The organism is Virgibacillus sp. M23 (genome assembly GCF_034190895.1).
GTDB classification, from domain to species: Bacteria; Bacillota; Bacilli; order Bacillales; family Amphibacillaceae; genus Virgibacillus; species Virgibacillus salarius.
On record NZ_JAWDHA010000046.1, the window covers coordinates 1 to 23809 of the forward strand.

25 protein-coding genes are annotated in these 23809 nt (G+C 38.1%); all 25 read right to left on the reverse strand.

The features are described 5' to 3' along the window. Positions 1–475 precede the first annotated feature (475 nt). Entirely contained in the window at positions 476–1804 is a 1329-nt protein-coding gene (murA, locus tag RVS70_RS15660; protein WP_026681770.1) for a UDP-N-acetylglucosamine 1-carboxyvinyltransferase, read from the reverse strand. Between the two features lie 34 nt (positions 1805–1838). Continuing rightward, positions 1839–2555 (reverse strand): YwmB family TATA-box binding protein, encoded by a 717-nt coding sequence (locus RVS70_RS15665; RefSeq protein ID WP_026681771.1) that lies wholly within the window; start codon positions 2553–2555, stop codon positions 1839–1841. A gap of 105 nt (positions 2556–2660) precedes the next feature. Then, positions 2661–2891 carry a DUF1146 family protein gene (locus tag RVS70_RS15670; RefSeq protein ID WP_026681772.1) on the reverse strand — a complete coding sequence of 77 codons (231 nt, stop codon included), beginning with the start codon at positions 2889–2891 and terminating at the stop codon, positions 2661–2663. Between the two features lie 505 nt (positions 2892–3396). After that, entirely contained in the window at positions 3397–3792 is a 396-nt protein-coding gene (locus RVS70_RS15675) for a F0F1 ATP synthase subunit epsilon (RefSeq protein WP_026681773.1), read from the reverse strand. An 89-nt stretch (positions 3793–3881) separates the two neighbouring features. After that, positions 3882–5294 carry a F0F1 ATP synthase subunit beta gene (gene atpD, locus RVS70_RS15680; RefSeq protein WP_026681774.1) on the reverse strand — a complete coding sequence of 471 codons (1413 nt, stop codon included), beginning with the start codon at positions 5292–5294 and terminating at the stop codon, positions 3882–3884. Between the two features lie 42 nt (positions 5295–5336). Continuing rightward, complete coding sequence (gene atpG / locus RVS70_RS15685) at positions 5337–6197, reverse strand: ATP synthase F1 subunit gamma (RefSeq protein WP_166530108.1); 861 nt, start codon at positions 6195–6197, stop codon at positions 5337–5339. A 57-nt stretch (positions 6198–6254) separates the two neighbouring features. Then, positions 6255–7766, reverse strand: a complete 1512-nt coding sequence (atpA, locus tag RVS70_RS15690; RefSeq protein WP_026681776.1) for a F0F1 ATP synthase subunit alpha — start codon at positions 7764–7766, stop codon at positions 6255–6257. Between the two features lie 18 nt (positions 7767–7784). After that, a complete protein-coding gene (locus RVS70_RS15695) occupies positions 7785–8330 on the reverse strand; it encodes a F0F1 ATP synthase subunit delta (RefSeq protein ID WP_026681777.1) in 546 nt (181 codons plus the stop codon). After that, positions 8327–8854 carry a F0F1 ATP synthase subunit B gene (atpF, locus tag RVS70_RS15700; protein ID WP_026681778.1) on the reverse strand — a complete coding sequence of 176 codons (528 nt, stop codon included), beginning with the start codon at positions 8852–8854 and terminating at the stop codon, positions 8327–8329. The genes RVS70_RS15695 and atpF overlap by 4 nt, the downstream gene beginning before the upstream one ends. 118 nt (positions 8855–8972) lie before the next feature. Next, entirely contained in the window at positions 8973–9179 is a 207-nt protein-coding gene (atpE, locus tag RVS70_RS15705) for a F0F1 ATP synthase subunit C (RefSeq protein ID WP_019378207.1), read from the reverse strand. Positions 9180–9259: 80 nt separating this feature from the next. Continuing rightward, the gene (gene atpB / locus RVS70_RS15710; protein WP_026681779.1) at positions 9260–9982 is read right to left on the reverse strand and encodes a F0F1 ATP synthase subunit A; all 723 of its coding nucleotides are present in this window, start codon (positions 9980–9982) and stop codon (positions 9260–9262) included. Between the two features lie 5 nt (positions 9983–9987). Then, positions 9988–10374 carry an ATP synthase subunit I gene (locus RVS70_RS15715; RefSeq protein WP_026681780.1) on the reverse strand — a complete coding sequence of 129 codons (387 nt, stop codon included), beginning with the start codon at positions 10372–10374 and terminating at the stop codon, positions 9988–9990. A gap of 492 nt (positions 10375–10866) precedes the next feature. After that, positions 10867–13044: a S8 family serine peptidase gene (locus tag RVS70_RS15720; RefSeq protein WP_205389108.1), complete on the reverse strand. Its 2178-nt coding sequence runs from the start codon at positions 13042–13044 to the stop codon at positions 10867–10869. A 246-nt stretch (positions 13045–13290) separates the two neighbouring features. After that, positions 13291–14406 carry a non-hydrolyzing UDP-N-acetylglucosamine 2-epimerase gene (gene wecB / locus RVS70_RS15725; RefSeq protein ID WP_026681782.1) on the reverse strand — a complete coding sequence of 372 codons (1116 nt, stop codon included), beginning with the start codon at positions 14404–14406 and terminating at the stop codon, positions 13291–13293. 26 nt (positions 14407–14432) lie between these two features. Continuing rightward, the gene (upp, locus tag RVS70_RS15730) at positions 14433–15062 is read right to left on the reverse strand and encodes a uracil phosphoribosyltransferase (RefSeq protein ID WP_026681783.1); all 630 of its coding nucleotides are present in this window, start codon (positions 15060–15062) and stop codon (positions 14433–14435) included. Between the two features lie 166 nt (positions 15063–15228). Next, on the reverse strand, positions 15229–16473 hold the full coding sequence (glyA, locus tag RVS70_RS15735) for a serine hydroxymethyltransferase (RefSeq protein WP_026681784.1): 1245 nt from the start codon (positions 16471–16473) through the stop codon (positions 15229–15231). Between the two features lie 132 nt (positions 16474–16605). Further along, positions 16606–17118, reverse strand: coding sequence for a TIGR01440 family protein (locus RVS70_RS15740; RefSeq protein ID WP_371414005.1), 513 nt, complete (start codon positions 17116–17118; stop codon positions 16606–16608). Positions 17119–17209: 91 nt separating this feature from the next. Beyond that, positions 17210–17650 carry a ribose 5-phosphate isomerase B gene (gene rpiB / locus RVS70_RS15745; protein WP_026681786.1) on the reverse strand — a complete coding sequence of 147 codons (441 nt, stop codon included), beginning with the start codon at positions 17648–17650 and terminating at the stop codon, positions 17210–17212. Between the two features lie 27 nt (positions 17651–17677). Next, positions 17678–18973, reverse strand: coding sequence for a methyl-accepting chemotaxis protein (locus RVS70_RS15750; RefSeq protein WP_026681787.1), 1296 nt, complete (start codon positions 18971–18973; stop codon positions 17678–17680). Positions 18974–18988: 15 nt separating this feature from the next. Continuing rightward, on the reverse strand, positions 18989–19594 hold the full coding sequence (locus tag RVS70_RS15755) for a low molecular weight protein arginine phosphatase (RefSeq protein ID WP_166530107.1): 606 nt from the start codon (positions 19592–19594) through the stop codon (positions 18989–18991). A gap of 162 nt (positions 19595–19756) precedes the next feature. Then, positions 19757–20224, reverse strand: a complete 468-nt coding sequence (locus RVS70_RS15760; protein ID WP_321133960.1) for a GNAT family N-acetyltransferase — start codon at positions 20222–20224, stop codon at positions 19757–19759. A 119-nt stretch (positions 20225–20343) separates the two neighbouring features. Beyond that, positions 20344–20895, reverse strand: a complete 552-nt coding sequence (locus RVS70_RS15765) for a manganese efflux pump MntP family protein (RefSeq protein ID WP_166530105.1) — start codon at positions 20893–20895, stop codon at positions 20344–20346. A 279-nt stretch (positions 20896–21174) separates the two neighbouring features. Next, positions 21175–22203, reverse strand: a complete 1029-nt coding sequence (locus RVS70_RS15770) for an L-threonylcarbamoyladenylate synthase (protein WP_321133968.1) — start codon at positions 22201–22203, stop codon at positions 21175–21177. Between the two features lie 430 nt (positions 22204–22633). Further along, positions 22634–23035 carry a hypothetical protein gene (locus tag RVS70_RS15775; protein WP_026681792.1) on the reverse strand — a complete coding sequence of 134 codons (402 nt, stop codon included), beginning with the start codon at positions 23033–23035 and terminating at the stop codon, positions 22634–22636. Positions 23036–23104: 69 nt separating this feature from the next. Beyond that, entirely contained in the window at positions 23105–23731 is a 627-nt protein-coding gene (spoIIR, locus tag RVS70_RS15780; RefSeq protein WP_321133962.1) for a stage II sporulation protein R, read from the reverse strand. Positions 23732–23809 lie beyond the last annotated feature (78 nt).

Here is a 23809-nt window from a genome sequence, read left to right on the forward strand (position 1 = left end):
CTCATAGCGGAGACTAATTACGTAGACTCCTGCGGGATTAGCGCGAGCCGAAAATCCACTTTGCAACGTGTTCTTCTTTGCAAAGTTAGTTGAGGCCGTGCCCGCGGAAAGCGAAGTAATTAGTCGGGGCATTGCCAATATACATCAAACATTTCAAAATAACTACCTGGCTTAACGCAGTCATTGCACTGATTTTATACTTTCTTAACTTAGAACAAAAGCGCAAGCGCCCGATTAGAAACGTAGCCTGGAGCGAGTCAACGGAGATAAAGGAATTCACGGTGAGCTTGTGATCCGAACTTATTGTAGGGCGATTCGTGAAGTCGCCTCGTTTCTGAGCACTGGAGCTGGATGCGGCTTAACACGCTCATATTTATCCACATGGAATAATTTCATAACTTCCTAGACAATAAAAAAACAGATGTGGCAAGAAACCATCACCTGTTTAACAATTCGTATTTTTTCCATAGCATGATTAAGATAGCTCAGCAGCAATTTGATTATTTGTGGCATCTACTTGTACAAAAGAATCTATGGCGTGGCCATTCTCATCCACTCGTTCAATATCAGCTCCAAGGGATGCAAGCTTACCAGAAAAATCTACATATCCGCGATCCAAATGCTTTAGCTCTGTTACTCTAGTAACACCTTCAGCACATAAACCAGCTAAAATTAATGCAGCTGCGGCACGTAAATCTGTTGCTGCTACTTCTGCACCTTGAAGGTTACTTGGACCCTCAATAATGACACTATGACCTTCGATTTTCATTTTTGCATTCATGCGTCGGAATTCCTCTACATGCATAAACCGATTCTCAAATACCGTTTCCGTAATAACACTTGTACCTTGAGCAGCTAGCATCAGTGCCATCATTTGTGATTGCATATCTGTAGGAAATCCTGGATGTGGTAGAGTCTTTATATCAGTTGCCTTAAGCTTCTTAGGACCAATAACACGAAGACCATTGTCTTCTTCAGTAATAGAAACGTTCATCTCTTCCAGTTTAGAAATAACAGAACGAAGATGTTCCTTTTCTGCATTTTCAATCAATACATTTCCATTTGTAATTGCAGCTGCAACCATAAATGTACCTGCTTCAACTCGATCCGGGATAATGGTATGTTCAACCCCATGTAGTGAATCTACACCTTCAATTCGAATCGTCTCTGTACCAGCACCAACAACTTTAGCACCCATTTTATTTAAATAATTTGCCAAGTCAACAATCTCTGGTTCTTTTGCACAGTTTTCGATTATTGTCTTACCCTCTGCAAGCGCAGCAGCCATCATGATATTTTCTGTTGCACCAACGCTAGGCATATCTAAATAAATTTTTGCACCTTTAAGACGCCCATCTACGTTCAGTTCTACAAAGCCATTACCAACATGAGTTTCTGCACCCATAGCCTCGAACCCTTTTAAATGCAAATCTATTGGTCTTGACCCAATTGCGCATCCACCAGGCATAGCTACTTTTGCATGGCCATAGCGTGCCAGTAATGGTCCGATTACTAATACAGAGGCACGCATTTTACGAACATATTCAAATGGGGCTTCCGTAGTTAATTTATTTGAAGCATCAACAGTAACTGTATTATTTTCAAATGTAACATCTGCATTCATATTGCTCAATACTTGATTAATTGTATATACATCAGCGAGTTCAGGGACATCTGTAATAACACTCTTTCCTTCACTTGCAATAAGACTGGCTGCAATGACAGGAAGTACAGCATTTTTAGCACCTTCAACCCTAACGGTGCCCTCCAATTGGTGTCCGCCTCTTACGATGATTTTTTCCATATTTCAAATCTCCTTCAGATCCAATTTCATTATATTAATATTCATTTATTAGGATAGGTGTTCCTATCGTATATGTAGGATAGTCCGATCCTGTATCTTTGATTGCGATTTGTAAGTTCATAGATGTATTATCTACAGAAATTTTTTGATTCCATAGAGGTGTATACCCATAAATTATTTTTTTATGCGTTGAATTCTTCACATTATCAAATTGTGTCTTTACTTGTTGTACTTGAAAATAATTTGTCATGTTTTCTAAAAAATAATCACCACTTATTATATCATTCCCCTTAGTCGTCAGACAAGCAAATTTTTTTACAGCTTCAGTAAAATATGCATTTAAACTAGTAGTTAATACGTTTCTATAGTTTTTTTCAATTTCTTTACTCCAGCTCTTTCCTTTAATAACAATAATGAGTTCTGCATTATACTGCTTTTGCTTAGGAATCACCACATTATATAATACGTTAATCCCCTCTGGTAATAGAGCGTCACTAAAGGAATATTTTAACTTATTTTTGTCCTCGGAAAAATTAGGTTTAAAGTTGGTTTGTAACTCATGTACAAGATGTTTACTATCCTCTCTAGTGATAGCTTCCTTTAAAGTTACTTGCCAATCTTCCACCTTGGCACTGTTATTCATCATATAATTAGCTAAATCAACAAGCTCTTTTTGATTAAATGATTGCTTCGCTGCAACATTATTTGTAATCATTAGTAGCATAATAGATAATATAAATATCTTTTTCATAATAAAATCCCCCGTGTCCAACTATAGTTACCCATAGTATGAACCGAGAGATCTCAATACATACGATACAAATTATGACATTTTACTAGATTTATAAAATATTAATTAAAATAAGTGATTTAAATCTCTAGACCATTGGAGAATTTCTAAAAAGAACCTACTTACTCCAGAGCCAATAACGATCGTTATAAATAAGATAAAGATTTGAGCTTCCTTTGCTCGTCCTTTCTTAATAATAGGTTCAAAGTTGATTGCCGTTATTAACCGCCATGTGAGATATATAAATAGTAGATGCGATAGAATACTAATTATTGCTTGTTGTCCAATCGAAAACATAAGTACCACCTTTATTTTATTACTCTTTCTAACTTTGCCATGTATGCTAAAAAAAGTCAATCATGTAGAGAAATAGAAGGAGAGCGATTATCAAACGCTTACTTTTATTCCTCATATAACTGACAGTAAGACGCCGCTTCAAACAATAAAGTGAAACCAATATGGATAAGTGGGGGATAAACATCGCTCGCTGATTGAAGTTACATTTTATCCATTTCCCGGGAAATATCGACAAACTATTCATACTTTACACAGTAAAAAACCCATTGATTGGGGTTTCACTTTTTCTTGTATTTAATGTATACATTGTTAATTAATGTAATTTTTAGTGGGAATTCAGATTTTATGGTATATCATGAAGTAAAAAACCTTTTATAACTTTTGTTATAAAAGGTTTTTAAGGTAATAAGCAACTATTAAGAATGATTATTAACATTGCCCAATGAATATTACTGACCTATGATCACATGAGTAACGCTATGCTATGGTGGACAAACACCATTGCTTACTTTGCGACTTTTAGTCGATTTATCGCTCTTTGGAGTGCTAATTCTGCCCTCAGGAAGTCAACATTGTCTTGTTTCGACTGCAGGCGTTGTTCTGCACGAGCTTTTGCAGCTTCTGCACGTTGAATATCTATATCTGTAGGTTTTTCAGCAGATTGTGCTAGAATCGTCACCTTGTCTGGTCTAACCTCCATAAAACCTCCATTAACCGCTAATCGTTCGATATTATTTTCACGCTTTAAACGGACAGCACTAATGGATAATGGTGCTACAAGTGGGATGTGCCCTGGTAAAATCCCCAGTTCTCCACTCTCTGCTTTACAGCTGACCATTTCAAAACTATCTTCCAGTATTGGACCGTCAGGAGTAACAACACTCACAGTTAGTGTTTTCAATGTAACCCCTCCTCTGTTGACATGAAGCAATCAATGTATTGGATTGACCAAGTATATACATACTTTTCCATAGCTTCAGCCAACTTCTATTATTCCATTTCTTTTGCTTTTTCCACTACTTCTTCAATACGTCCAACTAAACGGAAAGCATCTTCCGGAAGGTCATCATGTTTACCGTCTAGAATTTCTCTAAATCCTTTCACTGTTTCTGCTACAGGTACATATGAACCCTTTTGTCCTGTGAACTGCTCAGCAACGTGGAAGTTTTGAGATAGGAAGAATTGAATACGGCGAGCACGAGCAACAACTAATTTATCCTCATCACTCAATTCATCCATACCAAGAATAGCGATGATATCCTGTAGCTCACGATAACGCTGTAGTGTTTGTTGTACTTCTACTGCTACTTGATAATGATCGTTTCCAACGACCTCAGGGTCTAATGCACGTGATGTAGATGCTAAAGGATCCACCGCAGGATAAATACCTTGCTCAGATAATCCACGATCAAGGTTTGTTGTTGCATCTAAATGAGCAAATGTTGTCGCTGGTGCAGGGTCTGTATAGTCATCGGCAGGCACATAAATTGCCTGAATAGAAGTAACAGATCCTTTATTTGTTGATGTAATTCGTTCTTGTAATTGTCCCATTTCTGTAGCAAGTGTTGGTTGGTATCCAACCGCTGATGGCATACGTCCAAGAAGTGCAGATACCTCTGAACCAGCCTGTGTGAAACGGAAAATGTTATCGATGAACAATAATACGTCTTGTCCCTGTTCATCACGGAAGTACTCAGCCATTGTTAGACCGGATAATGCTACGCGCATACGAGCACCTGGTGGTTCGTTCATTTGACCAAATACCATCGCTGTTTTAGCAATAACACCTGAGTCCTTCATTTCATAATAAAGATCATTACCTTCACGTGTACGTTCACCAACACCTGCGAACACGGAAATACCACCATGCTCTTGGGCGATATTATTAATTAATTCTTGGATTAAGACGGTCTTACCAACCCCAGCACCGCCAAACAAACCAATCTTACCACCTTTAACATAAGGTGCTAATAAATCAACGACCTTGATACCCGTCTCTAATATTTCCGTCTCCGTAGTCAGGTCTTCAAATTCTGGTGCTTGACGGTGAATTGGATCACGACGTACTTCTGTAGATAATGGCTCATCTAAATCAATATTCTCACCAAGTACATTAAATACTCTTCCAAGTGTCACATCACCAACAGGAACAGAAATTGGCTTTCCTTTGTCTTCAACTTCTATTCCACGCTTCAAACCATCTGTTGATGACATAGCAATTGTCCGAACGCTATTATCACCTAAGTGCAGCGCTACTTCTAATGCTAGCTCTGTCGTTGAGCCTGTTTTTTGATCAGTAACCACTTGGACTGATAAAGCGTTGTAAATATCAGGAAGCTGTCCGTCTTCGAATTTAACGTCAACGACAGGTCCCATAACTTGTGTAACAAGTCCTTTGCTCATCGATTTCCCTCCTAACTAACTTTCCAGAAAACGCAAGGAATGCTACTCGAGAGCAGCTACTCCTCCGCTGATTTCCGTAATCTCCTGCGTAATTGCAGCTTGACGCACGCGGTTATAGGTTAATGTCAAGTCATCAATAAGCTCGCCAGCATTATCCGTTGCACTCTTCATCGCCGTCATACTTGCCGCGTGTTCACTCGCTTTACCATCTAATAATGCACCATAGATTAAACTTTCTGCGTATTGAGGTAAAAGTATATCGAGAATTTGCTGCGCATTTGGTTCATATTCGTATTCACTACTAGAGCTAGCCTGTTCTCCCAGATTAGTAATCGGCAACAGTTGTGTCGTCGTAACTTTTTGTGAGATTGCACTAACATAGTGGTTATAGAACATATATAATTCATCAATTTCCTCATCGGCATACAATTGTACCGTTTCAGAAGCAAGTGCTTTAATGTCTGCAAAATCAGGTTGATCTGCGATCCCTATGACACTTTTAGCAACAGGAAGATCCATTTTTTTACAAAATTCATAACCCATACGTCCAATTGCAATAATCGTATATTCATCTTTTGACTTATGGCGATCCTGAATCGTTTTATAAAGGCTTTTTAAAACATTACTATTGTATGCCCCTACAAGACCTTTATCTGCTGTAATAACAAGGTAACCGCTCTTCTTAACCTCACGCATCTCCAGCATTGGATGCGTTGCATCTGTCGAGGAGTTAGCAATATTTGCCATGACCTCCTGGATTTTTTGGCTATAAGGTTCAAATGCCTTGGTATTTTGTTCTGCTTTTGCCATCTTAGAAGCAGATACCATTTGCATAGCAGAAGTGATCTTTCTTGTCTTCTTCGTAGAATCAATTCTACCTTTAATATCTCTAAGTGATGCCAAGCTATTTCACCGCCCTTTCATGTAAAAGGTTACGCGTATTGTATCTCATACTAAGTTCTAACCTTCAGAAGGCAAGAATGTTTTCTTGAATGTTTCGATTGCATCGTTCATATCAGACTCTTCTGGAAGTTTTCCAGTTTCACGAATAGAGTCTAATAGTTCTTTACGGTTGCTATCCATCCAAATGTTCATCTCTTCTTCAAAACGAAGAATGTCTTCAACTGGAATATCATCAAGGAATCCTCTTGTTAATGCATAAAGACTCATCACCTGTTTTTCAACAACCATTGGCTTATGAAGCCCTTGTTTAAGAATCTCAACTGTACGCTGACCACGATTCAATTTTGCTTGAGTTGATTTATCAAGATCAGATCCAAATTGAGAGAATGCCTCTAACTCACGATAAGATGCTAAATCTAAGCGAAGTGTACCAGCAACTTTTTTCATTGCTTTAATTTGTGCTGATCCACCAACACGAGATACAGATAAACCAGCATTGATTGCCGGACGAACCCCAGAGAAGAATAAATCAGATTGTAAGAATATCTGTCCGTCTGTAATCGAAATTACGTTTGTTGGAATATAGGCAGCGATGTCACCAGCTTGTGTTTCAACAAATGGGAGTGCAGTTAATGAGCCGCCTCCCATTGCATCACTTAACTTAGCAGCCCGTTCAAGAAGACGCGAGTGGATGTAGAATACATCCCCTGGGAATGCTTCACGTCCTGGTGGGCGACGCAATAGTAATGAAAGCTCACGATATGCTACAGCTTGTTTTGATAGATCATCGTATACAACAAGTACGTGCTTTCCGTTATACATAAACTCTTCACCCATTGCTACACCAGCATAAGGAGCAAGATACAATAATGGTGCTGGGTCAGATGCACTAGCTGATACAACAATTGTATAGTCTAATGCACCGTGACGACGGAACGTCTCTACCGTACTTCTTACAGTTGATTCTTTTTGACCGATTGCTACATAGATACAAATCATGTCTTGGTCAGATTGGTTCAAAATAGTATCAACAGCAACTGTTGTTTTACCAGTTTGGCGGTCACCAATAATTAATTCACGTTGCCCACGTCCGATTGGTACAAGAGCGTCGATCGCTTTAATACCTGTTTGTAATGGTTCATCAACCGATTTACGATCCATTACACCTGGTGCCTGGGCTTCGATTGGGCGTGTGTTAGACGTTTCAATAGATCCTTTGCCATCTAATGGCTGACCTAACGGGTTAACAACACGTCCGATTAATTCCTCTCCAACAGGTACTTGCATAATACGTCCCGTACGACGAACTTCGTCGCCTTCTTTAATACCAGTGTAAGGGCCAAGAATTACAATACCAACATTGCTTTCCTCAAGGTTTTGTGCTAATCCCATTACACCATTAGAGAATTCTAGTAACTCACCAGCCATTGTATTATCAAGACCGTGAGCACGTGCGATACCGTCACCAATTTCGATAACAGTGCCGACATCACTTACTTCAATATCTGAATCGAAAGTTTCGATTTGTTGCTTAATCAGATTACTGATTTCTTCTGCTTTGATGCTCATACCATTTCACCCCTATCTTCATTTGTTTGCAGTTACAATATTTCGTTCGATTCTTTTTAGCTTGCCGCTAACGGAGCCATCATAAATCGTATTTCCTAAACGAATTTTCATTCCACCTATAAGTGTTGGATCTACAACGTTTGTAAGCATGATTTTCTTCTTATTAAATCGTTTAGCAAAGCTATCTTCTAATTCACGGCGTTCTTCATCCGCTAATTTACGAACCGAATAAACAGTCGCATCTGCAATCCCTTTCGCATCATTTACTAACTGGATAAAATGATCAATAATGGATGAAGTGAGTTCAATGCGATGTCTTTCTACTAATAGTTTCATCGTATTGATAACATCTATTTGAAGACCGTTAAACACTTCGTCAAGGAACTGTTTCTTTTTCTCATTAGTAATACGTGGATGCTTTAGGAATATATAAAGATCTTCATTATCTTCAACTACTTTTTTAACCACACGAAGCTCATCTAAAAGCTGTTCTAATGTAGCTTTTTCATTTCCTAGTTGAAAAAGAGCCTCTGCATATCGCTTTGCAACTACTGCATTACTCATAGCTCTTCTCCTACCTCTTTAATGTAATCGTTAATAAGTTTCTCCTGATCCTGAGAACTTATTTCTTTTTCAATTACTTTACTTGCGATAAGTACAGATAAGGAAGCAACTTTATCCTGCAATGCTTGCAGTGCCTTTTCCTTCTCATTCTGAATATCAACCTGAGCTGATTCTTTCATGCGATCAGCTTCTGCTTTTGCAGCAGCGATAATTTCTTCTTGCTGTCTAGTTCCAGCATTCCGTGCTTCTTCAATCATTGCTTGCGCTTCTTGCTTCGTCTGCTTTAGTTGTTCCATTGCTTCTTTAGAAGCCTGTTCTGCTTCGGCACGACTTTTTTCAGCTGCTTCAATTTCACCTGCAACATAGTCCTCGCGCTTTTGCATCATGTTCATAACTGGACCCCAAGCAAATTTACGAACTAAAAGAAGCAATACAATAAAGAAAAACAATTGCATTAACATATCACCGTAATGGAAACCACCAAGTGCTGCATAAATCATCGAATAATCCGTGAATGCTTGCACAGAATTCACTCCTTTCACTTCTTATCGTGAACCATCTATCTTCTACTTCCTACTCATTACAAACAACGGCGAAGCACTTTATAAAGATGGTCTTCGCCATTAAAGATACATTCTATTTCTACATAACCATTAATGCGATAACTACGGCAATAATCGGCATTGCCTCAACTAAACCTACACCAATAAACATAGTTGTTTGTAATTGACCTTTTAATTCTGGTTGACGGGCAATCCCTTCAACTGTACGACTAACGATTAAACCGTTACCTACACCAGCACCTAATGCACCTAATCCTACTGCTATTGCAGCTGCTAAAGCTCCCATAATATAAATCCTCCTCAAAATGTTGTATAAGTTTTTAATAATTTCCTATCTCAAATATAAAGACAGGCTAATTAACGATATTAGTGATCTTCACTTACTTTATGTGACATATAAACCATTGCCAACATCGTGAAGATAAAGGCTTGAATTCCTCCAATAAACACACTGAATCCTTGCCATGCCAAGAATGGAATAGCTCCACCTAAAAATCCTAATACGGAAGAAGTAGTTAAACCTACTAATAGAGAAAGTAATACTTCCCCTGCATACAAGTTACCAAATAGACGTAAGCCTAATGTAAGAGTGTTTGAGAACTCTTCGACGATTTTAATTGGAAATAGCGGCCATAGAGGTTGTACATAACTCTTTAAGTATGCTTTTCCACCGCGAAGTTTAATACCATAAAAATGTGTTAAAACAATTACCATTGCTGATAACGTTAGTGTTATTCCTGGATCAGCAGTTGGTGACTTCCACCATACATCATGACCAACAACACCGTTTGTAATTACCCCTAGCATGTTTCCTACTAAAATATAAGTGAACAGTGTTAATGCTAGTGGGAGGAATAGTTTCCCAGTCTTCCAATCCATGGTGTCATTGATGATTCCTTTTACAAAATCTAGGATCCATTCCATTACATTTTGTGCGCCTGATGGCTTCATTTGTAGCTTCCTAGCACCTAGAACACACAATACAAATACAATAAGTGATGTAATGAACATCATTAATACATTAGATAAATTAAAATCAAGCCATGAAATACCAAATAAGTCATGGTAAATCGGTGCAGTATGATCCACGTTATTCACCCCTCTTTCTTGCTCGAATGTTTAATGTTATAAAGAGCAAAATCTATCATAATGACGAGATAGGATGTCATTAATCCAATTAATACAGCAATGATGTGAAAGTTCTCCTCCATTCGAAGTGCAATAATAATTGCTAAAGCAGCCGCAGCGAATCTTGATACAGTGCCGATACCTCGAGTTGGTGTTTTATTGGCTGCCGCATCAGTAAAATCGACAATTTTCTTTTGGAGTAAATATAAGTTATAAAAACTTACAATGCTCCCTAAAAGCAGCCCGAGGAAAATACGAGGATATGGTGTGAATCCAGCCCCAAGTACAAAAATAGCGAGAAGGTAGAACATCCACTTGCGTTGTCGTGCAGTCATTTTTTCAAATTGCGACATAATTCCCTCTTCCCTCGTCATTTATCAACAGAAGTTGAATAGCATGTACTTATTCTTTCAAACATTCGGAAACTAACCTAAACTGTGGTTTATTCCTTATGCGTATTCCTCGTTGTTCTTTGTTTTCACATTCATTGGATTCGAAGTTTCTGTGTGGAAAATCTTATGTTCTTTCAGCTGGGTTACATCGTATATTATGTAACGGCTATTAAATAAGGAGAAATGTACTTAAGTGCTGTGAAACCCCTACCATTCCACACTAAGCAAGTTTACAGGAGCAACCCCTTAATGTCAATTAGTTTCAGGCATATTTTGCATTAAATTTACTAGCCAAAATTTACAACATGATTCAAGGGATTTGACGTTTTTTTTGAAACTGTTTGTAAACCCACTAAGGTATAACAAAAGCCAGGAAAATCCTATTATCAGTATAGTGGATTTTCCTTTGCTAATTCGTGACATTTCTGTGAACAAATGATTACTTTATACTTATTAAGGTATTGTTATCATCGTTTGATGGCTCTCATATGATCCATCTGCTAATTGGACTGTAACAATTGCTAAATAATGGCCTGACTCACCAGCTTCCGATTTCTTTAATTGTCCTTCATTTACTCCTGTATTCATATCTTCCTTGGTCATTAGTCTACGCTCATAAACGAGTGTATCCGGATTGTAAAGATCAATATCAACGCGCTGTGCCGGTTCTGTTACATATAATCGATACGTAAATACATCATCGGAAAAAGGTTTTAATGAAAATTCAAAGCCCATTGCTTTAGGGTTGTCCGCAGATTTATTTACAAACAAATAAGGCATTTCATATGTGTTACCTTGCTCATTAAGGGTTATCCAACCTTGATGTACACCTTTTTTTAATTGTGAAGATGTTACCCTTAACTCAATTGTTATTTGCTTTTTTTCATGCGGTTTTAGTGTAAAAGATTTTGGTAGTTTCCAGCTCAATCCTGCTTGTTTATATGGAATCTTAAAATGATAGGTTTTCGTTTTATTACTGGTGTTTTCAATTATCGTTTTTCGCTTTCTATTTTCACTATAGTCATCAATTTGACCAAACGTTAATTGTGGGTCATATAAAATAGTCTCCGCCTCTATAGCTTGTTTTGGTTGAATTAGACCCATACCCTGAACAATAGGATCAATAGACTCTTCCTCATCATTTTTCAATCTTGCTGCTGTAGTTTTTATGGCTCCATAGATTTTTGCATTTGACCAAGTTGGATTTGCTTCTTTTACTAAGGCAATCGCGCCTGCCACATGCGGTGCAGCCATGCTTGTTCCTTGCAATGCTTGATAACCACCTGGGACAGTGCTTACTATTGAAGCACCTGGAGCTAAAATATCAGGTTTTATGTTCCAATTAACGGTTACAGGACCTCTAGAACTAAAGTCTGCAATGGATTCTTCTATTTTTTTATAGTTGGTTTCTAAAGAAAGCTTCTCTTTTTCATCTAATTTTTTCTTTAGCCATTCCCCGTCGCTTTGAGAAATCGATGCCACTGGTATGTTAATTGGCTGCTTATCTGTATGAATCATCCCCTGAAAATGACCTTCTTCATTATTGTGAATAACTACCGCTTTAGCTCCTGCTACTTGAGCCGCTTGTGCCTTTTGTGAAAAAGGCACGTCATCACGCGTGAACAACGCAATTTTACCTTTAACATTTGCTGTTGTATCAGCATTTACTATCTCATAAAACGTATCAAGATTCCATGGTACAGACCCTGACATAGTGGATAGACTAATCTGTTTATCATCCCATCTTTCATAGAGGAATGGCATCTCTCGTTCTGGACTAGAAGCTCCAACTGACAATGCTTTATTTGCTGTAGCTGGTGATCCAACAGTCCAATTAGCTGGACCGTTATTACCATTTGCTATCACTACAGCTATACCGAGTTCTGCAGCTTTGTTTACTGCCACACTTGTTGGGTAATCAGGTCCATTCACACTATTTCCTAATGATAGATTCATGATATCCACACCATCTTCCACTGCCTGCTCCATTGCCGCAATAACTTGTACCGACGTACCACTGCCACCTGGACCAAGTGCACGGTACGCATAGATATCAGCCTCAGGTGCTACACCTTTCAATTGCCCATTCGCAGCAATAATTCCAGATACGTGAGATCCATGTAAGGTAGGGATGCCCTGCTTAGACTTCGTTTCCATTGGATCATCATCCAAATCTACCAGATCATATCCCCTTTGATAGTTCTTTTGTAAATCAGGATGTTCATAGTCAATTCCTGTATCAATCACACCTACTTTTACACCTTCTCCAGTATAGCCTGTATCATTTAATTCATATGGAAAAACGGCATTTTCACTATCAACGCCTAAATTTTTGAATCTTGTTGTTTCATATGTTTTTACTGCATGTACATTTTTCACAAAATCCAGTGATTGCATTCTTTGTAATTCTTGTGGGGTTCCTTGCAGTGCGAGCCCATTAAATAATTTTGTATAAACAGCTACGACGTCAATAAAGGGATAATGATCCTGTAGATAATTTCGATGTTCACTAGGACTTCCTTCAACTTCTACGATAATGGACTGCTTGTCTAAGCTATCCTCAGCAGCCAAGGATGAAGATAGTGGGATCATTATCATTAAGAGGGTAATAACAAAAAGCAATGGACGCATTATAATTAAACTCCTTTCTGCCATTAGCTTTTGAAAACAAGACAAAAACTATGCACTTGTCATATTTAATGCTATATTGTACAAACGTTTGAATAATTGTTAGGCACATATCATCAATTACTTTTTTAGAGGAAAAAGGGTGTGGGAAAGGATGTTGGGAGTCAAAGAAAACAGCCGAACGATCATCCCGAAACGCTAAAACAGCCTTCGGATCCGTTCGGCTTTATCATGTTTTTTAGATATTTTTTATTTCGAAAAGTATTTCTTTATTTCATCTGCTATTCGACGTGAAGCTTCTCCGTCCCCATAAGGATTAGAAGCTTTTGCCATTTTATCATGTGCGTCTTGATCGGATAACAATTCATTAGCTAGTTGAAAAATTGTCTCTTCATCTGTCCCTGCTAATTTTAATGTACCTGCATCTATTCCTTCTGGCCGTTCCGTTGTATCTCGCAACACAAGGACAGGCACACCTAAAGAAGGTGCTTCTTCCTGAACACCACCAGAATCAGTCAAAATCAAATGAGAACGAGCTGCAAAATTATGAAAATCGACTACTCCGAGTGGTTCAATTAGTTGAATTCTTTCATCATTTCCTAAAATTTCATTCGCAGTCTGTTGAACGACCGGATTCAAATGCACTGGGTATACGACCTGAATATCGTCATGTGTCTCAACCAATCGCTTAATTGCTCGAAACATTTGCTGCATATTATTACCTAAATTTTCTCTCCGATGAGCAGTCATTAAAACAAGGCGTTTGTCTCCAATTTTATTAAGGATTGGATGACTGTAGGATGCATTTACCGTCGTTTTCAACGCATCTATAGCCGTATTCCCTGTCACAGCTATATGCTTCTCAGACTTGTTTTCCTGTATTAAATTCTGCTTGGATTTATCCGTTGGTGAAAAATGCAGATCTGCCATAACGCCAGTAAGCTGCCTATTCATTTCCTCAGGATACGGAGAGTATTTATTCCAAGTTCTAAGACCAGCTTCTACGTGACCTACAGCAATTTGATTGTAAAATGCCGCAAGTGAAGCTGCAAAAGTAGTTGTAGTATCTCCATGGACAAGAACAATATCAGGCTTCGTTTCTTTCATTACTTCATCCAAACCCTCTAATGCCCGCGTCGTAATTTGTGCTAACGTTTGCTGCTTCTTCATAATATTTAGGTCATAATCTGGTGTAATATCAAAAATTTCCAGAACCTGATCTAGCATTTCTCTATGTTGAGCAGTAACAGTAACAATAGATTCAAATTCATCCGATCGCTTATTTAATTCAAGTACAAGAGGTGCCATTTTAATCGCTTCTGGCCTTGTACCAAAAATCGTCATTACTTTTATCCGCTTAGTCATTTTATATTCACTCCAACAGGATATTGTTATTTTGTTCCGAACAAACGGTCTCCAGCGTCACCTAGCCCAGGGATTATATAACCCTTTTCATCTAACTTCTCATCTAAAGCTCCAAGGTAAATATCTACATCCGGGTGCTCTTCCTTAATTACCTCTACTCCTTCTGGAGCAGCTATTAGACACATCAACCGAATGTTTTGTGCCCCCCGTTTTTTCAAGGAATGGATTGCATCGTTTGCCGATCCACCAGTAGCTAGCATCGGATCAATCACGATCAATTCACGTTCTTCAATATCCGTAGGCAATTTAACATAATATTCAACTGGCTTTAGTGTCTGCGGATCACGATATAATCCAACATGACCTACTTTCGCTGCCGGGATAAGCTTTAACATACCATCAACCATACCTAACCCAGCTCGAAGAATAGGTACAAGTCCAATCTTTTTACCAGCAAGTACGTTGGCTTTTGCCTCCATCACTGGTGTTTCTATCGTTTGTTCTTGCAGCGGCAGGTTTCTGGTAATTTCAAAAGCCATAAGCATGGAAACTTCATCTACCAATTCCCGAAACTCTTTCGTTCCAGTGTTTTTATCTCGTATGTACGTTAATTTATGCTGAATTAACGGATGATCCAGTACGAAAACCTTTCCCATTTTGCCGATCACTCCTTTGTATTAGTTGCATCTTTAAAATTGTACTCAAAAATAGATAAGCTTTCAAGCTTAGCGAAAATATTTCCATATTAAATGAATGGTAAATTAGCCTAGCTATTCACGTCTACCTCGAAAAAAGGATGCCCATAAGGACACCCTGTAAAATCTATGCAAAGACAGCATATAATGGGAATTTTTCGGTTAATGCTTTTACACGTTGCTCTGCTGTTTTCAAAGTCGTTTCATCTTCGTGATTTTTCAAAGTTAATGCAATTATAGCAGCAATCTCCTTCATTTCTTCTTTACCAAACCCTCGAGAAGTAACTGCAGCAGTACCAATTCGAATCCCACTTGTTACAAACGGACTCTCTTGATCAAATGGTATCGTGTTTTTATTGGTAGTTATACCAATATCGTCAAGAACCTTCTCTGAAATCTTTCCTGTTAAGCCAAGCGGCGTAACATCTAAAAGCAGAAGGTGATTATCCGTTCCTCCAGATACAATACGAATTCCTTCTTCCTGTAATGCCTTTCCAAGTACAGTTGCGTTTTCAATAATATGCTTGCTGTATGATTTAAAAGAATCGGATAATGCTTCTTTGAATGATACTGCTTTTGCAGCAATAATATGCATTAAAGGGCCACCCTGCATTCCTGGAAATACTGTTTTATCGATCTTTTTAGCAAAAGCTTCTTTACACAATATCATCCCGCCTCGTGGACCACGCAATGTTTTATGTGTTGTTGTAGTTACAAAATCAGCGTATGGAACAGGATTTGGATGAAGTCCTGCAGCAACTAGTCCAGCAATATGTGCCATATCAACCATTAAATAAGCGCCTACCGCATCGGCAATCTCTTTAAATTTTGCGAAGTCGATAACTCGTGAATACGCACTGGCACCCGCAACAATTAACTTCGGCTGAACTTCTTCCGCTTTTTTTAATACTGCATGATAGTCAAGTTGTTCAGATTCTTGATCGACACCGTAATCTACAAAGTTATAAAGCGTACCACTAAAGTTAACTGGACTTCCATGTGTTAAGTGTCCACCATGACTTAAGTTCATTCCAAGTACCGTATCTCCCGGTTCTAAGATTGTAAAGTAGACAGCCATGTTCGCTTGTGCACCTGAATGAGGTTGAACATTTACGTGATCTGCTCCAAATAACTGCTTTGCACGATCACGAGCTAGATTCTCTACCACGTCAACATGCTCGCATCCACCATAATATCGTTTTCCTGGATAACCCTCTGCATATTTATTTGTTAACACAGAACCCATCGCTTCCATAACTGCTTCTGAGACGAAATTTTCTGACGCAATCAGTTCAATTTTATCCTGCTGGCGTTTTTTCTCTGCTTCCATAGCTTCAAATAACTCCATATCTATTTGTTTCACATGCTCCATTGTAAAACCTCCTATGTATTTTAATCACTTCAGATGTTGTTCAAAACATTGGAATAAATTTCAATAGACTTTCATCCAATAATTTGAACAGTGACCCTAATGTGAATAATTAATAATTTGTGAATAGCTGTGTCAACTACTAGCATAGACAGCTCGATGCCCACCAATTCTTTTTGGTCGAGTATATGCTGCTACAACCCTCGCATTACCGAGAAAACGCTGTTGAAAACGAATAGGAACTGCTACAGATTTTAAATGCATCCCAATCATTGTCTCTCCAATATCTATACCAGCATGTGCCGAAATACATTCGACAATCACTGGGTCCTTCAAATGTTTATAAGCATACGATGCCATTGATCCACCCGCTTGACGGGTAGGAATCACGGATACTTCTTCTAATTTATATTGTTGCATTACTTTTCGTTCTACGACAATTGCTCTATTTAAATGTTCACAACATTGAAATGAGAGGTGAATACCTGTTTTTATTTGTAATTCAGTTAGCTGTTCAAAAATGACTTCTGCGATTTCTTCACTTCCAGAAGTACCAATTTGTTGCCCTGCTACCTCACTGGTAGAACATCCTACTACAAATAATTCACCTTGATGTAAGAAACCTGATTTCTCCCATTCCGTTTGCATATTAGACAATTCTAGCTTCATTTGCTTCAGAAGTTCGAACATTTTTATCACCTACCATGTGATATAAGTCTAGGCAAGCCCATAGCTTGCCTTACTGCTCTTCATACGTTGTAATTTTGTTAATTCGATTTTCATGACGTCCACCGTCGAAGTCCGTTTCTAGCCAAATTCTTGCAACCTCACGAGCAAGACCTGGACCGACAACACGTTCCCCCATAGCAAGAACATTTGAATTATTGTGTTGGCGTGTCAATTTCGCACTATATACATCATGAGTTAAGGCACAACGAATACCTTTTACCTTATTCGCTGCAATCGACATTCCAATACCCGTTCCACAAATAAAGATACCTCGATCAAATTCTCCACTGGCTACTCGTTCTGCTGCCGGTAATGCGTAGTCTGGATAATCTACTGACGATTCACAGCTACAGCCAACATCCTCATAGTCAATGTTCATCTCCTCTAGTAAGTCCTTTATTTCATTACGGACAGTCATTCCTGCGTGATCTGCAGTAACAATTACCTTCACTTTTTGTTGCTCCTTTCTAGTACCAAACTAATTTACTTTAAACTGATTGATTTGCTGATTTAAGCTCTTAGCTTGCTCTTCTAATTCATGTGCTAAATGATCCACTTGTTCAATCGTAGATGCTTGCTCGTGAATTGCTGCATTTACCTCTTCTGCTCCAGCCGATGTTTCTTCAGCAATCGCAGCAACCTCTTGTGATTGCTTTACGGTATCCTCAATAGATTTTAATTGGCGATCCACCAATTCCGAGATACGATCAATTTCACTAGCTACATTCTCAACAGAACCTGACATTTGCGCAATTGCCTTGTTCGTTGTTTTACCATTAGCAGCTTCTGCTTTTGCATAGGAAACATTTTCGTTAATTTTAGCAACAACACCAGAGACATCTTTTTGAATTGCAGCAATTAACGCAGAAATTTGCTGTACTGCTTGTGCACTCTGATCAGCTAATTTTCGAATTTCATCAGCTACTACTGCAAAACCTTTTCCATGCTCTCCCGCACGCGCCGCTTCAATTGAAGCATTTAATGCAAGTAAATTTGTTTGTTCGGCGATTTCACCAACCAAGGTAATAATCGTCTCAACTTGTATGGCATTTTGCTTTAAATGGTCAACATCCTTTAATGATAATTCCTGTTCATTGGCTAGCTTCTGAATACCATCAACGAGTTGATTAACAGCTAGCTTACTGTGATTTAGGACGTCGAGCATCTCTCCAGATTTTTCTTTTGAGTGTGTCGCCTTACGCTGAACCTCTTGTGCCAGCTCTGTTGCCAATTCAACTGCTTCAGCAGTATTTTGAATAGCTTCTGATGAGCTCTCTGCCCCTTTTGATATATCATCAATTGACGAGCGTATTAAGGTAGAATGTTGCGTAACCTGATCGGAAGCATCTTTAATATGAATAACTGATTTATTTGTACTTTCAAAATGCCTATCTATATTATGTACGATATTCGTCAGATTTTTAAGCATTTTGTCAAATGAGATTCCAAGTGCTCTGATTTCATCATCCGATTTAGAAATTTCTATAACTTGATTCAGGTTGCCCTTAGCAGCATCAGATGCAGCGGCTTCAAGCTTTTCTAGTGGTTTTACTATGAAACGGGCTGCAAAAAATGCTAATATCCCTGACCAAATAATACCAAGTATAAGTGTTCCGATCGTAAATAGTTGTTCAGAGATTTCCCAGTAATTTTGCACATAATTAAAGACAACATAAATAAAAATGGCACTAACCGAATACGTTACCAGTGCTAATACTGTCGTAAACAACACTAATTTCAGCCGTAAACTAAAACGATATCTTTTCTTTTCCATAATACGTTCCCCTGCCTATTTTGATAATTTTTTTTGCAGTAGATCGATATATTTATCCAATTCATTTAGTGTCTCTTGATATATTCGTAAATCTCCACCAAAGGGATCTGATATATCGTAGTTAATTAAATTAGCCTCGAGTCTTCGAATATTAGTTATGTCTTCTGCAAGATACTCTTGAATCTGTTGGTCTAAGAGAGAATTATCTAGCTTATGCTGATTTTCTTGGATAAATAGTGACCTTTTTTCCTCATATTCCGCATATGACTGCTTTAATTTCTTCCATACTTCTTTATCGGCTTCGGAAACGTATTCTTTTAACGTATAGTACTTATCCTGATAGTTAGGATATTCCATTATAAGTGATTGCTTATGCTGTGTTGTCATTGTCAAAACAACGTCTGCCCAATTCAAAAGCTTATTTGTGACTGGTTGCGATTGATGATTCAGCACTATTTGTTTTTGTCTTAAAACTTCTATGGCTTTTGGACTTGCATACTGACCTTCCGCAGCAAAAATGCCAGCCGATTGTACTTCTGCTTCTGGTATTTTATGTTTCACTAAAGCTTCTGCCATTGGACTGCGACATGTATTGCCTGTGCAAACAAACAATAATTTCATAAAAGGGAACCTCCGATAACTAAACTCTTTCTCCAATATACCATATTCGTCTTCCTATAAACCACCACCTTTTTATTACATTTTAAAAGAACTAATTCTCAGCTAGTAACCAGCGCTGAGAATCAGTTCTTAATTAAAGTACGACTATCTGACTACAATAGCTTAATTTTCAAGATGTAATTTCAATCCTTCATGAGAATTGGTAAATCCAAGCTGTTGATAAAAAGCTAGTGCATCTGGTCGTTGTTTATCTGTCGTTAACTGTATAACATGGCAACCTTTCTCCTTAGCTTGTTGAATAGACCACTCCATAAATTTCTTCCCCACACCACGTCCTCTTACAGATGCATCAATTCTTACTCCTTCTACGGTTGCTCTCCAGCCTCCCTGGTATGTAAGATATGGTGTGAATGTAATTTGCAGTACACCTACCACTCGATTTTCCTTTTCTACCACACATAAGCTATTATTTGGATCTGAGTCAATGGCTTGAAAAGCTTGGTGATAGCTTAGAGGTAATGGGTTTTCATATTTTTCTCTTACTTCCCCAAGCTTATCATCAGCTAGTAACTTGACAATGTCATTGAGATCATCAAAATTAGCAAGCCTAAACGTAAGATTAGATAGCATGATTCTCCTCCTGAGTCGCTTGTTTTCTATTCACCATAAGCTTACCCGAGAAAGCGAATAAAATATAATACGCTCTCATTATCTGAATCAATAATTATAGATTATAATGACAATGGGGCTTACCCAAACAATAATTGAAACCCAAATCCGATTAGAATACTACCTCCTAATAATTCACTGTAAACACCTAGGAATCCTCGTACCTTCCTACCTAAGAGCAATCCGACCCAACAAAGGATGGAACTAATTATTCCAAAAAGCAATAACGCCACAATTGTTTTTACTCCAGATATCCCCAGACTAAGTCCCACTGAAAAGCTATCAATACTCAGTCCGAATGCTAGTAAGATCAGTCCTCCTCCTATAGGCTGGATGATTTTCTTTGCTTGATGATTAAATGCAGAGAACATTATTTGTGCACCAATACCTATGAGTAATAGCCCTCCAGCTAGTGTCGTTAGATGACCAATTTGTTCCGAAATTATTCTCCCTAAAATGATTCCTATAAAGGGCATAATGACATGAAATTGTCCAACAACTATGCCTATTAACGCTATTCGTTTCAGACGCAAGCGCTGCATACCCAATCCCAGGCTTACAGAAAATGCGTCTAGGCCAAGTGCTAACGATAAGAACAACAAAGCCGTAAATTCTCCAATATACCCCGACATCGATAATCCCCCTAGGACACGCTTATAAACTATATGCATGTCCTACATGGAATATGAACATAGGGAAAGTGATTTATACAGACCACCTAACAATCAGATTTTATAGAAAGCAAAAGCCAGACAGATTCGAAACGTTTCAGCTAAATTTCGAACTTGTCTGGCTTTCTCCAGTTATAAAGTGAAGCTTTACTGATTGCTAGTACCAGAAGGGTATGACCTAAAGACATTCGAATCAATCGAACATTTACTGGCTGTCTATATTCGCCTTATGGCATTGCCTCAATTTAATTCTATATACTGGCTTGCAGCTTTTTTTAAACGATTCATCACTGCCTGTCCGATCCCTTTCTCTGAAAAGGACTCACTAATAATAATGTCAACTTTTCCGTTCTTGAACGTTCGTAATGCATCATATAATTTTGACGCGATTTGAGTAAGATTATCTCCTAGCGGGATGACTTCATCCGCAGTTAAATGGTTGGTAGCCTTTGTACTTGCCATTAAGCCCACCAGCTTTCCCTCCATTTTCAACTGGTTGATTTTTCGTTGAATCGCTTCTAAAGAACCCTCCACAATATATAAAGGAACTTCTGGTGAATAATGTTTATATTTCATACCTGGTGATTTAGGTCTTTCGGATTGATTTGCCAAAGCTGGATCAATCATAACAGCCCCAGTTATTTCTTTTATTTCCTCCTGTGTAATGCCACCTGGACGGAGGATAATAGGAATATCTTGTGTACAATCTATCACCGTTGATTCCAATCCAACACCAGTTGTTCCGCCATCCACTACCCCAGCAATTTTCCCTTGTAAATCAGTCCAAACGTGTTCCGCACTAGTAGGACTAGGCTTTCCTGATAAATTTGCACTAGGCGCTGCTATTGGTAGATCACATACACGGAGTAACCACCTTGCTATCGGATGACTTGGGATTCTCACGCCAATGGTTGATAAGCCCGCTGTTACGTTTTCTGCACATACCCCATTACTCGGCAAAACAAAAGTAAGCGGTCCAGGAGCAAAAGCTTCCATTAACTTATCCACATATGCGGGCCATCCACACACAAGTCGCTCTAACTGTTGTTTATTAGCAACATGTGCAATAAGCGGATTATCCTGAGGTCGACCCTTGGCTGCAAAGATTTTGCTAACCGCCTCAGAATTGGTAGCGTCTGCACCTAATCCATAAACTGTTTCGGTTGGAAATGCTACCGTTTCGCCTTGCTTCAAAAGTGTGGAGGCTTCTTGAATCATCTCTATATCTATTTTTTCTTGTTTTGTTAATTTCCAATACTTTGTTTCCATCAATGTTGTTACCTCTTTTCTACTATAATCATTTTAGTAGATAGCAGATGTTTTCGCAATGGAACAAGTATACATTCAGCTTGCATAAATACTCTGTACGTTCCCTAACTTATCTTTTCCTTGAAACTTGAAAAATAAAATTCGAAGCTAAATGAAAAACACCCTCGGTCGATTCCTAAATGAACAAGCAGCTGTTGATCCTAGATTATTCTAAGCATTTCCCATAGAAAGCAAGAAGTGACTCATCTTAATTTCCCTTCAACTAGATAACTATAGAGAGTTAAGTTATACACATCATCACAATTCAATTTATCCACAGCATTATTCTTTAATAATTTAGTTATACTAACTAATGTTTGAATTATACACATTTATCCACAATAAATACGGTGGATATCCACAGTTTTTGTTGATATGTTTGTGGAATTCCTTAGGACACATGATACAACCACCAATTACCGTTTGATTTATCATACTTATCCACGAAAACTTTTTCCTTTTGTGGATGGAATTGTAACGCTTCCAATAAGATATCAACAACCGGCTGATGACTATGCACATATACTCGCTCAGCATGCTGCTGCTTAGCCATTAAAAGGATAGATTCTAATAAAACAGGAAGATGCGCCGCTTCTGATTGTGTAATATATAGTTGCTTTAACCAATAAGTTCCTTCTTCCATTTCTTCTAGTATAAAGCAACCTTCTATCTCTCCTCTTAATTCAACCACATACCCTTTCCGAAGTAGACTTTCTTGATTCACATTAGGGTTATTTTTTAAAAAATGCTCTATTTGTTCAGAAGAAGCTTTATAAGCTGGAATTAAATTCATTTTATTCACCTCTATCTAGATTTAATAGTCTTTAACCATTTACCTCATTCTATGCAAAAAATGGTATATCTATGACCACCCTAGCCATTCAAATAGAAAAAATTTGACCTCTGTTTTTTCCTCTTGCTTTGCCATTTCTTGCTTCTCTGCTTCCTTTTTCTCCTTCGATTCAGCAGCTACAGCACTAGTACCATTTGAAAAATCAAGAAAACACAATGGAGGAAATAGAACACACCACCAATTAGCACCTTGTCCCTTACCTATCGTGATGAGAACCGCTTCATATTCACCAGCTGGGTAGACGTATGAACCATACACTTTTGCTGGAAACGTTACGTTCTTTCCATATTTCACTTGAAAAGCATTAGAATTTCCTGATTCATCCATAGCATTAGCTATTATTTCCTTAATTTCTGGTGTACGTTCCTCTATTAATCTTCTAGCTGCTTCAATGTCTGTAATCTCTTCTACCCATTTGGTGATTTCTTCATTTACTCGATCTCGTACAAGTCTTTTTAATTGTTGATCTTCCTCACTATCACTGTTCGCTAGAATTCGTAAGCGAATGGCATCATCAGGTATTACTTGATACGATTGATTCATACCCTTTTCATCGGTATCCTTACCGGTAATTTGTGCAGGTATACTTAACATAAGAATAACTATTATAAAAACAAAAAATACTAGTTTCTTCATTATCCTGTACCTCCCTACTAACTATAGAAAACAGTATTGTCAGGAAGTGATAAATTTAAACTAGTATTCGATAAAATC